The organism is Phaeobacter sp. CC-HEC084 (assembly GCF_059429255.1).
The window spans coordinates 312,927-326,262 of record NZ_JCAIJQ010000004.1 but is presented as its reverse complement, the minus strand read 5'-3'; the positions used below and the strand labels follow the sequence as shown (position 1 = coordinate 326,262).

The following is a 13,336-nucleotide window of genomic DNA, read 5'->3' as shown; positions in this document are numbered from 1 at the left end:
GGGGTGGCGCGTTCTAAATTTTGCGCCACCCATTTTTGTTGCTTCTCTCGGCCACGGGATTACAACAAGGATATGAACCAGCAATTTTCTCACCACGAGTACATTGGTGTCGGGTTGTACTCTCTGCCCGAGGCTGCTCGTCTATTGAAAGCTTCACCTCGCAACCTGCGCCGGTGGATGGCTGGGTATGACTATAAAAAAGACGGCACGGTTCATCACGTCCCAGCCTTGTGGGAACCCGACTTGCCGATGGCCGAGAATAGCGTCGAGTTGAGTTTTCGAGACTTGATTGAGTTGCGCTTCGTAAAGGCTTTTCTCGAGAAAGGCATAGGGCTGAAAGCGGTCCGGAATTGTCTGGAGTACGCCAAAGAGTGCATACATTCCGACAGGCCCTTCTCGTCGGGCCGCTTTCGGACTGATGGCCGGACAATTTTCCTAGAGAGTCTTGAGGCGGCCGGAGAACCGAAACTGCTTGATCTGAAAGGGAAGCAATTCGTCTTCAAGCAAGTGGTAGAGCAGAGTTTCAAAGACCTTGATCTTGAGGGGGATATCGTCGCGCGTTGGCGCCCCTACAAAGGAAAGCGCAGTATTGTAGTTGATCCCGCCCGTTCTTTCGGCCAGCCCGTCGCCACAGACTCCGGTGTGCCGACAGTCGCGTTGGCAGATGCTTTCCACGCCGAAGGGTCGGCCGCAGTTGTTGCTGCGTTGTATGAAGTAGACGAATCTGTAGTGCGGGACGCCGTGCGCTTCCACGAGGGGTTAGTTGCCGCTTGAGGGTTATGATTGATGAGAATCTACCCCCCGCCATGGCAAAGTCTCTGGCTGCGCTCTTCGCTGGAAAGCATGAAGTCGTGCACCTTCGGAAAAAGTTCGGCCCAAGTGTAAAAGACACCGAGTGGATAGAGGCTCTGAGCAAAGAAGGCAGCTGGGTCATAATTTCGGCAGACCGGCGAATAACCAAGAACCGGGCGGAACAACAGGCTTTCAAGAGCTCTCGACTGGTGGGTTTTTTCCTGTCTTCGGGTTTGCAGAAGGCAAAACTCACAAAGCAAATGGAGCGCCTCATGGCACTTTGGGAGACAATCGAGAAGCAAGCTGGGCTAGTAAGCGGTGGCGCAATGTTCGAGCTCCCAATGAAGAGCACAAAACTCAAGCAGATTTGAGGTTTATGCGGCCCGCCGTGCTTGGAGGGAAGGCGTCTGTCCCCAATGTATGTGTGGCGGCCTGGCGACCTCGGGTCGCGCCAACGCCTTTCCGATCATAAGCCCCAACGCTGTAGCGCCGCGAGGCAACCCGCGGGATCCGTGCGGATCCGGATGACAGCCTGTCTGCTTAGGCCCACAGTGCGAGAAATCTCAGCAACGTTGACCCCAGTGTGAAGCATGGTTTCCACCTGTTCGAGCTGCTGGCGAGTGTAGCTCGGTTTTCTGCCCTTGAACTTCGTCCCGTCGGGGTCGTTCGCTTTGGCGTGCGCTATTCCGGCTCGCCGAGCTTCTTTGGTCGCTTCCGCCTGGGCTTGCGACAGTGCGGCCATGAACCCGATGAGTGCGTCTCTGACGGCGCGTTGCATTGGGTCTTCGGTCGCGCCGTCAAAAACCATTCCGTTGATAATCGTGCGGACAATCACACCGCGCCTCATGAAGTGGCGTATGTTGTCGCTTACGTCCTCGTAGTCACGCCCGAGCCTGTCGACCCACCGCACAAGCAGTGTGTCGCCAGCACGAAGGATGTCAAACAATCGACGACCCTGCGGGCGGTCGGCGAGACGGGTGGTGATGCCAGAGACACCTTCGTCCGAGATGACCTCATCGACGACGAAACCGGCGTCGGAAGCCTGGGTAAGTTGGTGGGCAGCTGTCTGATCTTTTGTAGAAACCCGCGCATAAAGGATTGTTTTCATATCTAGGCCCTCAGGAGTGAGACGGTTCGATCGAGGCCCGATGCTGTGCGACAGCACCCAATGCTTGGCTGCGGAGTTTGGGGTTGGATGTGTGCATCGCCAGAACTTCCAGCTCATCGACAGCTTCCCGGCCACTTTGCCTGTCACCGGCGCGGCGTGCAGCGCATAGGGCGGAGGCCATTTTAAAGTAGTGGGTTGTTTCGTTGTGATGCGACATTGTTGTTCTCCATGATGTCCGTAAATGTTATGTCCGTATGGTTAACTGTCCGAAAGGGAATGTCAATGCTAACGGACACATTGTTGACGTCTATTTCGCCAACCGTTGAGGTATACCCTTACGGACACTCTCTGCACCTATCTGACACAACCAGCGCCCGACACCCGCCCCCTGGTATCAGTCGAAATGCCGAGGCGAAGTGCTCGTCCGACCGCAGCAGAAATTTGCGGTTTTGGGGAACTTTTCCTCTGTACGGAACCCCCTTTGGTTTCTCGGATGTTTCGTACAAACGCTTCCCTCAGCATCGGTCCCGAAAGGAGAACCGACATGCACCATGCGAAAGAAAAAGAGGGTGTGGACGAAAGCGACCGATGGGCCGAAGGAATTGCCGACGAGTTCTTGAGAGCGGCGCGCGGGAAAGATGGAGGCTACCACTTATCTTGTGGTCTGCATTCATTGCAGATGCACGCGACAAAGGACGCCCCCAGAATATCAGTGCAGGACACCAATACGATGCTGCATGCCTGCGGGTCGGTGGCAAAGGCTCTCCCGATCCTGTTTCCTGATGAGTTGCGCCAGCAAGCGGCTCAGGTCGGCATTGTGGGCGCAGATGCTCTCATTCGGTTCTGGGGGGAGCCCCCGGGCGTTCGGAAACACTGGTCTCGACACGGCATATACGAGGCCGGGTTGGCGGTTCGGTGGTTGCGCAACGAATGCCACAACATGTCTATCATGGATGAGCTCATCCGCCGGGGCGATGGGGGCGCCATTCCAGAGCCTCGCTGCGACGAAGCACGTCGTTCTCGCGGCGCTTGAGCGATGGGAACGCAGCGCATGCCTCCGGACTGATCTTCATTCCGGGGGAACCATCTTCCGAAGCATCTAGCAAGCCGAGTGCTGCAAGCACGACAGACGCACCCCTGTACGCCATAAAATCTGCCCTGGGTGTGTCAATTCGCTCTAGGAACAACGTGCGGGCTTTTTGGGCCAGCGGGTGCGCAGTCGCGAATATGTCGGAAGGCAGGCTTGCCTCTACCCATTCTTTCGACTGCTCCCATTCTCCAGGTGTAGGTAGACAGAATTGCGCGGCGAGAATTAATAGGTCAGTTGGCGTGTCATCGATAGCCGCATCCATCGCCTGGAGGTGGAACGCGCAAGCGTCTTCGAACACGGCTTCTGGATCTGCGGGGTGGCAACGGTAGGCAACGCCATTTAGTGCCAACGCTTCCGCCATGTGATCCCGCATCTGCAAACGGGGCGCCCTTCCTACCCAATAGCGCATTAGAGGTCCCAGAACTGCGGTCGCGTTCGGGTCGTCGCGCCTATGCGTGAAATTTTCATTGGATCTAGTGTGGAGCTTTAAAAACTTTTGAAGCATGGGGAGCATGGGAAACGCCTCGCACTGGTTGCATTGCGGATCTCGGGAGCTGCGCTAGCGGGGGTATTCGAAACTTCGCCACGTCGCGCAGACGCCGGGAGAGTCCATCACAAGAATAATGGGCTGCAATAGGGGCCAAGTCAGCAAAGCGGCCGCACGATTCTCTACCGGTGCAGGTATCGGGACACAAAAAGCATGCCGGGAAATGCTGCCCATGTGCAGCCCGCAGAGAGCGATCTGGTGCGAGGACTCCCGAGGGGAGCGGCTAACGCCTTGATCTATATCGTGAAAATTGGTCGGAGTGAGAGGATTCGAACCTCCGGCCCCTGCCTCCCGAAGACAGTGCTCTACCAGGCTGAGCTACACTCCGACCGTGGCGCGGGATTATACCCGGCGCGCGGGTTTTGCAAGCCGATTTGTCATGCTTTTTTGCAATGAACGCGGATTGTGAAAACTTGCGTCCCGCGCGGCAGGGCGCCATCCTTGGGAAAAACGAGGCTGACATGTCAGCAGACTATCTCACGGTGCTTGGCGGCATCGGTATGTTCCTTGTGGGAATGAAGATCATGACGGCGGCGCTGCGGGACGCGGCCGGTTCAAATTTGCGGGACATCCTGACCCGGTTCACCACAACGCCGCTGCGCGGGGTCATGACCGGAACCCTGTCGACAGCGGTGATTCAATCCTCCAGCGCGACCACTGTCATGACGGTTGGGTTTGTCGGGGCGGGGTTGTTGACCATGCCGCAGGCGCTGGGGGTGATCTATGGCGCCAATATCGGCACCACGGCCACCGGCTGGCTGGTCTCCCTGCTGGGGTTCAAGCTGAAACTGGGCAGCGTGGCGATGGCCGGTCTTCTGTTTGCAGGTCTGGCGGATTTGCTGGGGCGCGGCGCGGTGGCGCGGGCCGGGCGGATGGTCTCGGGCCTGTGCCTGCTGTTGATCGGGCTTGATCTGATGCAGGTGGGCATGGCCGGTGCTTCTGAGCTGGTGACGCCACAAATGCTGCCGGGGAATACGTTCTTGGGGCTGGTATTGCTGGTGGGGCTGGGCGCCGGGTTGACCATCGTGATGCAGTCATCCTCGGCGGCAATGGCGCTGGCACTGGTGATGGTTCAGGGCGGTGCCCTGCCGCTGGAGCAGGCGCTGGCCATCGTGATCGGCATGAATGTCGGCACCACGTTCACCGCAATTCTCGCCTCGGTCGGCGGTTCGCGCCCGATGCGGCAGACGGCGCTGGCCAATCTGTTCTTCAACGTGGCGACCTCGGTCGTGGCCTTTGCCGCGCTTCTGTCCGGCGCAGCGTGGCTGCCGGTGCTGGAACAGGCAACCGGGGCGGTGACGACAGTCCTGATCTTTCACATGGGGTTCAACATCGTCGGGACCGCGATGTTCCTGCCGATAACTCAGCAATTTGCCGCCATGGTCGCGCGGCTGGTGCCGGACCATCCCGCGGCGCCGCTAATCGATCTGGACCGGGCCCTGTTGCAGGATCCAGGGCTTTCCCTTGTCGCAGGGGAGGCCGCCACGGCCACCATATCCCAGCGTCTGAATGCTGCCCTGGCCGCAGCGCTGCGCGATCCGCCGGATTACCGGCCCCTGTCGGCGCTGCAATCCGCGCAGGAGGCTTTGCAGGAATTGTCGGAATTTCTGGCGGATATCCGTCTGTCCGAAGGGCGCGAAGATCAGGAGCGTGCCTATGCGGCTCTGCTGCATCAGACCGACCACCTGATGCGCCTTATGGCGCGGAGCGGGCAGAAAGGGCGGGCAGCGACCCTGTCAGAGGACCCGATGCTGCGCCGTCCGGCGCAGGCCATGGGGCTTGCCTTGGCGCAGCTTGCTGAAGGGCGCGCAGAGGAGGAGAAGACGGTGGCCCGCCTGGGGCGGCTGTATGACCTGATCGAGCTGCGCACCAAACGCCACCGGCGCGCGCTGCTGCTGGGAGAACACGCTGGTATCTACAGTCTGTCGGATGTGTTTTCCCATACCGATGCGATGCGCTGGATGCAGCGCTGCCTGCATCATGCCGAACGGATCGCGTATTACGGCGGGGTTGCGCGCGGGGCGCTGGCTGCGGCGAAAGATCCCGCCGCAGCCGAAAACAGCGACGCGCCTTAGAGGCTGGCGTCGAGCGCTGCGACGATGGCGTCGCCCATTTCGCTGGTCGAGACCGGCGTGACACCTTCTTCGCCCAGAAGGTCTGCGGTGCGCACACCATCGGCCAGAACCTTTTCGACAGCGGCTTCGAGCCGATCAGCCTCTTCGCCCATGTCGAAAGAATAGCGTAGCGCCATGGCAAAGCTGAGGATACAGGCAATCGGGTTCGCCTTGCCCTGACCGGCGATGTCAGGGGCAGAGCCATGCACCGGCTCATAGAGCGCCTTGGGACGACCGTTGGCCATCGGTTTGCCGAGGCTGGCCGAGGGCAGCATGCCCAAAGAGCCGGTCAGCATCGCCGCGGCGTCGGACAGAAGGTCGCCAAACAGGTTGTCGGTAACGATCACGTCGAATTGCTTGGGCCAGCGGCACAGCTGCATGGCGCCGGCGTCGGCGTACATGTGGCTGAGCTCGACCTCGGGGTATTCCTTGCCGACCTCGGTCACGACTTCGCGCCACAGAATACCGGATTCCATGACGTTGGCCTTTTCCATCGAGCAGAGCTTCTTGTCGCGTTTCATCGCCAGTTCGAAGGCGGAGCGTGCAACGCGGTCGATCTCGCTCTCGGTGTAGCGCTGGGTGTTGATGCCGACGCGCTCGTTGCCTTCCTCGATGATGCCGCGCGGCTCACCAAAGTAGATGCCAGAGGTCAGTTCGCGCACGATCATGATGTCGAGGCCCGCGACGACGTCCTTTTTCAGGGACGAGAAATCCGCCAGCGCGTCAAAGCACTGCGCAGGGCGCAGGTTGGCGTAAAGGTCCATCTCCTTGCGCAGGCGCAACAGGCCGCGTTCCGGTTTCACCGAGAAGTCCAGCACGTCGTATTTCGGGCCACCCACGGCGCCCAAGAGGACGGCGTCGACTTCCTGTGCCTTGGCCATGGTGTCGTCATGCAGCGGGGTGCCGTGCTTGTCATAGGCGGCACCGCCGACCAGATCCTCGCTCACATCGAACTGAATGTCGCGCTTGTCACCGTACCAGCCGATGACCTTGCGGACCTCGCCCATGACCTCGGGGCCGATGCCGTCTCCGGGCAGAATCAGAATCGATGGGTTGGACATGCGCTTCCTCCTTGAAATAGCTGGAATTGGGGTACTCTGCACCGCGGGCAGGGTCAATAACGCGGCCTTGAATTTAAGGGGCTGGAGGCCGCTTTGCAGCCTTTTCCAGCCCGGTGGCCAGCATATCCCAGACCCGCCTGATCCGCGGGGTCTGTCGCATGCTGGCATGGGCCGCCAGCCAGACCGGCAGGGGCGGTATGTGAATGTCCAGATCCAGCTCTTCTACCTCGGGGTCCAGATGGGCGACACCGCATTGCGAAAACCCGATCCCGCAGCCCGCCCGCAAGAGCTGCCAGTAGGCGGATTGGTTGTCACAGCGGACAGCAAAGTGATGCCTGTCCGGGTGGATGCCCATTGCCCGCATGGTGCGCAGGATCAGATCGTCATCGTCATAGCCGATGAGATCATGGCTCCAGAGGCTTTCCAGATCTGTTGGTCGTCCGCGGCGGTCCAGATACCGTTTGGCGGCAAAGGCCCCGAGCGGCAGGTCCGTGATGTGGCGGGTCACAATATCAAGCTGGGTCGGGCGGTACATCCGCACGGCGATATCGGCGGCGCGAAACACCAGGTTTTCCGAGGCATCGCTGGGCACCAGTTCCAGTTCGATCTGCGGCAGCGCAGCGCGGATATCAGCAAGGATCTGCGGCAAGATGTAATGTGAGGCAAAGATGCTGGCGGTGATGCGCACGGTGCCCTTCAGATCCTGCGATTGGCCCGCCGCGGTCAGGCCGATCGCGTGCATGCGGGCGTGAATGTCCTGCGCCATCGGCAGCAATGCTTCGCCTTCCGGGCTTAGGTGTAGGCCGCGCGGATGGCGGTTGAACAGCCGCTGCCCAAGCTGCTCTTCGAGGGTCTGAATATGGCGGCCCATGGTGGGCTGGCTGCGCCCCAGCTGCGCGGCCGCCGCCGAGAGCGAGCCGGTTTCGGCGACGGCAAGGAAGCTCTGGATCAGGGACCAGTCGCTGAGTGTCGTTTTGTCCATTCAATATTGAATGGCAGATCTGAAACTTTATGCAATTGGTATATTTTGGTGAATGGATACATTGAGGCCGTCCACGATGGAAGGAACAGATCATGACACGGAAGGTTCTCATTCTCGGTGCCTCTGGCCGGTTCGGCCGTGCTTGCGCCCATGCCTTTGAACAGGCGGGGGCCGAGGTCACCCGCTTTGACCGCAAACGGGACAATCTGATGCAGTCGGCGCAGGGCAAGGATGTGATCGTTGCGGCCTGGAACCCGGCCTATCCAGACTGGGCGGCGCAGGTGCCGGATCTGCACGCAAAGATCATCGCGGCGGCCAAGGCCAGCGGCGCCACGGTGATTGTGCCGGGCAATGTCTATGTCTTTGGTGCCAGCACACCGTCGCCCTGGTCCGAACGCTCGCCCCATCGGGCCGAAAATCCCTTGGGCCGCATCCGCATCGCGATGGAGAATGCCTACCGGACTTCCGGCGTGCGGACCATCGTTCTGAGAGCAGGTGATTTTCTGGATACCGAGCAATCGGGCAACTGGTTTGACACGGTAATGACGGCGAAACTGGCAAAGGGCCGGTTCGTCTATCCTGGTAACCCGGATCTGCAGCATGCCTGGGCCTTTCTGCCGGATCTGGCGCGGGCTGCCGTTGCACTGGCTGCGCGCGGGGATGAATTGCCGGTCTATCTGGATGTGCCGTTTCCGGGCTACACCCTCACGGGGCGAGAGCTGTTTGCGGCAGTGAATGAGAGCCTGAACAAACCGGTCGCGCTGAAAGGCATGTCGTGGTGGCCATTGAGGCTGGCGGCCCCGGTCTGGCCGTTGGGGCGCTGCCTGCTGGAGATGCGCTACCTCTGGAATACGGCGCACCGGCTGGACGGCAGCGTGTTGCGGAACCTCCTCCCAGATTTTCAGGAAACGCCACTGGCCGAGGCGATATCGCGAGCGCTGCCTGCCGCCTATGTGAAAAAGAGGCTTGATCAGGATCTTCGTTCCCGCCGCTTAGTCGGAGCCTGAAGGATCCGGTCTTGGCAGTTCAATATCAACCCAGACCAGCCGGTGACGGCTGGCGCGGGAGGCGCTGTCCGTGCCGGGGAGGGACCAGAGCACCCCTGCATCTGCCACCGGCAGGTTGGCCGAGGGGAGGATAAAGTCGACCCGCATCTGCCCGGCGCTGTCCCACTCCACCGTGTTGAGGCCCGCCTCGGCACTGGTGGGGCGGGGGTCCTGAAGTCTGGGATCGTCCAATAGCTGGCGGATTGCGGCTTTGATGCCCGCGCCTTTGCCGGGGTCCAGATTGGCGCCGCCAGCGATCACGAACTGGCGCAGATCCGCCGGGTGGAACGGTTCGGGCAGGCGGCCATCCAGCAACAGCTGCCACAGACGGATTTCGTCGTGGTTGCGGCGGCCATTGCGGTCTTCCGGTCCATCAAACACCGGTGGTCCCGCCTGAAAGGTCAGCAAATCCAGCCGCGCTCCACCGGGCAGGCGTAGAGGAACCACCCAATGGGCGGTGGAGGATAGCCGCTGCACTGCCTGCGCCATGGCCGACGGGAAGGGGCTGCCGTCCGCGTTTTGTGGCAGCAACGCACCGGGCAGGTCGCGCCACAGCATCGGCGAAAGGTCGAGAACCTCAGCCGTGTCGATGGGGATACGGGACAGGACGGCGATTCCGCCGCGGCCGGTGAAATCGCCATAGCCCTGGGAATCCCCCGGGCCACCCAGACGTCCATCACCATCCAGATCCAGACCCGTGGGAAGGCCAGCATTCGGCGCGGCGGCAAACAGATAGGGGAAAGGATGCCTGGCGAGTGCCAGATGGCGCTCCAGCGCCCGAAGGGTCCGGTTATGATAATCCCAGTCAATACCCTGCAAGGTCAGAACATCAGGCTTTGCCGCCAGGATGACCTCGATCACGGCGGCGATCTGCGGGTCCTCTCCGCGCTCGATATCGCGCAGCAGCAGGCCGGGACCCTTGCGGGACAGTTCGGTATTAAAGGTCGCGATCCGCACCGTATCAGCCTGTGCGGGCAGGAACAGAGACAGCAAAAGGAAGGCGCCGGACAGAACAAGACCGGCGCGGCGTCTCATGCGGTTTGCAGAGTCTCGGGATCGGCATAGGCGGCGCGGCGGCGCTGGGCGATCAACTCGGCCACCCGCAGCAGCGCCAGCCCGCGCATGATCATCGAGGCTGGGACAAAGGCCCAGGCGCTGACCGTCCAGACCAGAGTCTGCGGTGCGGCAAACACCGCGGGGTCAATGATTCCCGAGGCCAGTTTGATGGCCGCCGGAATGGCAAACGGCAGCAGCGCGCCGATCACCATGTTGACGCGTCCGTCCCGTTGCAGACGGATCACCACATCGCCGCCCGTGGTGGGATCGAACAGCGGCAAGTTAACCCAGACGTTGAAGGCGCCGTTGCCCAGCGGCCAGTTCCCGATGCGGACCGCCAGCGCAAAGGTTATGATGCTGAGCGCCGCCACCAGATAGCTGATCCCGGCTGCCGAGCGAACCGCCAGAACCGTTGCGTCGGGCACATCGGCGGGCATCATCAGGGTGGTCAACTGCACCGGGGAGTAGGCGAAATCCATCCCGGCGCCCAGTCGCGCGGCCACTTCATGCACCAATGCGGTCAGACCGGTCGGGTCCAGCGGATGGCGGGCGAGCAGGCTGAGCAGCCCGACCATGGCAAAAAGAGACAGGAACCGCATCCGGTTCAGCGGCGGTGCCTGACGGAATTCGACAAAGCTGGGAAAGCTGGAGAAATACTCGGCAAAGGTAAGGGTGCCACCCAGAAGCGCCATGAAGACGATAATCTCGGGGGATTCGGTGGCCGATACCGGCAGCAGCAAGGACGGCATCGCGATCAGCAATGCCACCAATACGCCGCGGGTTGCCGCGCCTATGATGCGTGCAAACACTACGATCTGTTCCCTTCAACCTGGACTGGCCGGTGCTTTGCCGTGCCTTTGTTCCAACTTGTGTCCCGGATCTGCGTCCGGGAGTCTGCCTCAATTCTGCCCTATTTCTGCACGCTGGCAGGAAACCACTCAAGGGTTCTGAAAGAGAATCCACCACCCGGGCGGGTGTTCGGACCGGAACTGGTGCCGGAATACATCAATAGATGCCTTCTGTTTCAGCACCTTGTAGGCCGATATACCAGATTTAGGGGGAGCGGCTGGGTCAACCGCAAGCCGTCATGACGGGGTGAACCTGCGATTGCGCGGGCCGCGAGAATCTTAGGGAATATGTCTCAATTGTGGCGCGGTGCCGCAAATGGGGCTGTGCTGGAACAATGAAAGCCGCCCGGATCGGGCGGCTTTCAAATGTGTCAGAATGGCAATGCCGGAAGGGATCAGACCCAGGGGCGTTCCTGGGCCATCTTGTTTTCGAAGGCCTCGATCGCTCCGGCTTTCTCCATGGTCAACCCGATATCGTCGAGACCGTTCAGAAGGCAGTGCTTCTTGAAGGCATCGACGTCGAACTTGATCACTTCGCCGTCCGAAGTGGTGATTTCCTGCGCTTCCAGATCCACGGTCATGCGGGCATTGGCGCCCTTTTCCGCGTCCTTCATCAGGATATCGACCTGTTCCTGCGGCAGAACGATCGGCAGGATGCCGTTCTTGAAGCAGTTGTTGAAGAAGATGTCGGCAAAGGAGGTGGAGATCACACATTTGATGCCGAAATCCGCAATCGCCCAAGGCGCGTGTTCGCGGGAGGAGCCGCAGCCGAAGTTATCGCCCGCAACCAGGATCTCGGCGTTGCGGTATTGCGGCTTGTTCAGCACGAAATCGGGGATTTCGCTGCCGTCGCGGTTATAGCGCATCTCGTCGAACAGGTTCTTGCCGAACCCGGTCCGCTGGATCGATTTCAGGAACACCTTGGGGATGATCATGTCGGTGTCGATGTTGACCAGCGGCATGGGCGCGGCGATACCGGTGAGCTTTTCAAACTTTTCCATCGTGCTGGCTCCTTACATCAAATCACGGACATCGGTCAGGTGACCGGTGATGGCAGCGGCGGCGGCCATGGCCGGGCTGACCAGATGGGTGCGGCCCTTGTAGCCCTGACGCCCCTCGAAGTTGCGGTTCGAGGTGGCGGCGCAGCGCTCACCCTCGGACAGCTGGTCGGGGTTCATCGCCAGGCACATGGAGCAACCCGCAAGGCGCCACTCGAAACCGGCCTCCTTGAAGATGTCTGCCAGGCCTTCTTCTTCGGCCTGAGCGCGGACCAGACCCGAGCCGGGCACGATCATGGCGCGCATGCCGTCCTTGATCTTCTTGCCTTTGACCACTTCGGCCACGGCCCGCAGATCCTCGATCCGGCCATTGGTGCAGGAGCCGATGAAGACGGTGTCGATCTCGATGTCGGTCAGTTTCTGACCGGGGGTGAGCCCCATATACTCGATCGAGCGGCGCGCCGCTTCGACCTTGCCGCCTTCGAACTCTTCGGGGGCGGGCACGACGCCGGTGATCGGCAGCACGTCCTCGGGCGAGGTGCCCCAGGTCACGACGGGCTGGATGTCTTCGCCTTTGAGCGTCACGACCTTGTCGAAATGCGCGCCTTCGTCGGTGTAGAGCGTCTTCCACCAGTCCATCGCGGCTTCCCACTGGGCGCCTTTCGGGGCGTGCGGGCGGCCTTTGACGTATTCAAAGGTGGTTTCATCCGGCGCGATCAGGCCAGCGCGGGCGCCGCCTTCGATGGCCATGTTGCAGACGGTCATGCGGCCTTCCATCGACAGATCGCGGATCGCTTCGCCGCAATATTCGATGACATAGCCGGTGCCGCCGGCGGTGCCGGTCTCGCCGATCACGGCAAGGGTGATGTCCTTGGCGGTGACGCCCGGTTTCAGCTTGCCGGTGATCTCCACTTTCATGTTCTTGGATTTCTTCTGGATCAGCGTCTGGGTGGCCAGAACGTGTTCGACCTCGGAGGTGCCGATACCATGCGCCAGCGCGCCGAATGCGCCGTGGGTCGCTGTGTGGCTGTCACCGCAGACCACGGTCATGCCGGGCAGGGTCCAGCCTTGCTCGGGACCGACGATGTGCACGATACCCTGACGAATGTCGCTGACCGGGTAATAGTGCACGCCGAATTCCTTGGCGTTCTTGTCGAGCGCCGCGACCTGGATGCGGCTTTCCTCGGTCATCTGCGCCGGGTCTTCGCGGCCCATCGTGGTGGGCACGTTGTGATCCGGCACGGCGATGGTTTTATCCGGGGAATGCACGGTGCGGCCCGCCATGCGCAGCCCCTCAAAGGCCTGCGGGCTGGTTACTTCGTGAACCAGGTGGCGGTCGATATAAAGCAGGCAGGTGCCGTCCTCTGCTTCATGCGCGAGATGCGCATCCCAGATTTTGTCATAGAGTGTCTTGGGGGACATGGGTCCTCTCCCGTTCTGTATTGGAATAGCTGGCTTTGGGCTGGGCTGCAGCCTTATAGGCGCGCCAGGACCGTGCGGGCGGCGCCATAGAACCGTTCGCGCAGGCGTGCGCGGTCTTGCAGTTCGATTTTCTGGGCCAATACGAAGGTCATGCCTGTCAGATACATCCGCCCCGCCTGACAATCAAGGTTCGAGCAGTGCGGTTCGAAAGGGCGCCGCCCAATCCCGGCTGCGCGGTTTTCCTTGCAACCTCATTGCGGCCGACGCCATGC

The 13,336-nt window shown here is 61.0% G+C and carries 13 protein-coding genes and 1 tRNA gene; 5 read left to right on the top strand and 9 right to left on the bottom strand.

Annotation, left to right across the window (positions count from 1 at the left end; all coding sequences use genetic code 11):
- The first annotated feature begins 72 nt into the window (after positions 1-72).
- Positions 73-774, top strand: a complete 702-nt coding sequence (locus AC5SSZ_RS15525; protein WP_495438687.1) for a DUF433 domain-containing protein — start codon at positions 73-75, stop codon at positions 772-774.
- Between the two features lie 5 nt (positions 775-779).
- Complete coding sequence (locus AC5SSZ_RS15520) at positions 780-1,163, top strand: PIN-like domain-containing protein (protein WP_495438685.1); 384 nt, start codon at positions 780-782, stop codon at positions 1,161-1,163.
- A gap of 95 nt (positions 1,164-1,258) precedes the next feature.
- Here the strand turns inward: AC5SSZ_RS15520 and AC5SSZ_RS15515 are convergent, their stop codons facing one another.
- Complete coding sequence (locus tag AC5SSZ_RS15515; protein ID WP_495438683.1) at positions 1,259-1,900, bottom strand: recombinase family protein; 642 nt, start codon at positions 1,898-1,900, stop codon at positions 1,259-1,261.
- A 544-nt stretch (positions 1,901-2,444) separates the two neighbouring features.
- Here AC5SSZ_RS15515 and AC5SSZ_RS15510 point away from each other — a divergent pair.
- Positions 2,445-2,933, top strand: a complete 489-nt coding sequence (locus AC5SSZ_RS15510; RefSeq protein ID WP_495438681.1) for a hypothetical protein — start codon at positions 2,445-2,447, stop codon at positions 2,931-2,933.
- Positions 2,934-3,788: 855 nt separating this feature from the next.
- Here the strand turns inward: AC5SSZ_RS15510 and AC5SSZ_RS15505 are convergent.
- Positions 3,789-3,865: transfer RNA gene (locus tag AC5SSZ_RS15505), tRNA-Pro, on the bottom strand.
- Between the two features lie 133 nt (positions 3,866-3,998).
- On the opposite strand from AC5SSZ_RS15505, the gene AC5SSZ_RS15500 reads away from it, so the two are divergent.
- A complete protein-coding gene (locus AC5SSZ_RS15500) occupies positions 3,999-5,612 on the top strand; it encodes a Na/Pi cotransporter family protein (protein ID WP_082996154.1) in 1,614 nt (537 codons plus the stop codon).
- Here the strand turns inward: AC5SSZ_RS15500 and leuB are convergent.
- The gene (leuB, locus tag AC5SSZ_RS15495; RefSeq protein WP_065271702.1) at positions 5,609-6,712 is read right to left on the bottom strand and encodes a 3-isopropylmalate dehydrogenase; all 1,104 of its coding nucleotides are present in this window, start codon (positions 6,710-6,712) and stop codon (positions 5,609-5,611) included. The two genes, AC5SSZ_RS15500 and leuB, sit on opposite strands and share 4 nt — an antisense overlap.
- A 73-nt stretch (positions 6,713-6,785) precedes the next feature.
- Positions 6,786-7,694, bottom strand: a complete 909-nt coding sequence (locus tag AC5SSZ_RS15490; RefSeq protein WP_495438678.1) for a LysR family transcriptional regulator — start codon at positions 7,692-7,694, stop codon at positions 6,786-6,788.
- A gap of 92 nt (positions 7,695-7,786) precedes the next feature.
- On the opposite strand from AC5SSZ_RS15490, the gene AC5SSZ_RS15485 reads away from it, so the two are divergent.
- Positions 7,787-8,701, top strand: a complete 915-nt coding sequence (locus AC5SSZ_RS15485; protein WP_495438676.1) for a sugar nucleotide-binding protein — start codon at positions 7,787-7,789, stop codon at positions 8,699-8,701.
- Here AC5SSZ_RS15485 and AC5SSZ_RS15480 read toward each other — a convergent pair.
- From AC5SSZ_RS15480 to AC5SSZ_RS15460, 5 genes are all read right to left on the bottom strand, one after another.
- Positions 8,687-9,775 carry an endonuclease/exonuclease/phosphatase family protein gene (locus AC5SSZ_RS15480; RefSeq protein WP_495438674.1) on the bottom strand — a complete coding sequence of 363 codons (1,089 nt, stop codon included), beginning with the start codon at positions 9,773-9,775 and terminating at the stop codon, positions 8,687-8,689. The two genes, AC5SSZ_RS15485 and AC5SSZ_RS15480, sit on opposite strands and share 15 nt — an antisense overlap.
- Positions 9,772-10,605 (bottom strand): hypothetical protein, encoded by an 834-nt coding sequence (locus tag AC5SSZ_RS15475; RefSeq protein WP_065271698.1) that lies wholly within the window; start codon positions 10,603-10,605, stop codon positions 9,772-9,774. The genes AC5SSZ_RS15480 and AC5SSZ_RS15475 overlap by 4 nt, the downstream gene beginning before the upstream one ends.
- Positions 10,606-11,039: 434 nt before the next feature.
- The gene (gene leuD, locus AC5SSZ_RS15470; RefSeq protein WP_065271697.1) at positions 11,040-11,645 is read right to left on the bottom strand and encodes a 3-isopropylmalate dehydratase small subunit; all 606 of its coding nucleotides are present in this window, start codon (positions 11,643-11,645) and stop codon (positions 11,040-11,042) included.
- 12 nt (positions 11,646-11,657) lie between these two features.
- Positions 11,658-13,064, bottom strand: a complete 1,407-nt coding sequence (gene leuC, locus AC5SSZ_RS15465) for a 3-isopropylmalate dehydratase large subunit (RefSeq protein ID WP_065271696.1) — start codon at positions 13,062-13,064, stop codon at positions 11,658-11,660.
- 53 nt (positions 13,065-13,117) lie between these two features.
- On the bottom strand, positions 13,118-13,231 hold the full coding sequence (locus AC5SSZ_RS15460; protein WP_065271695.1) for an isopropylmalate isomerase: 114 nt from the start codon (positions 13,229-13,231) through the stop codon (positions 13,118-13,120).
- Positions 13,232-13,336: the final 105 nt, after the last annotated feature.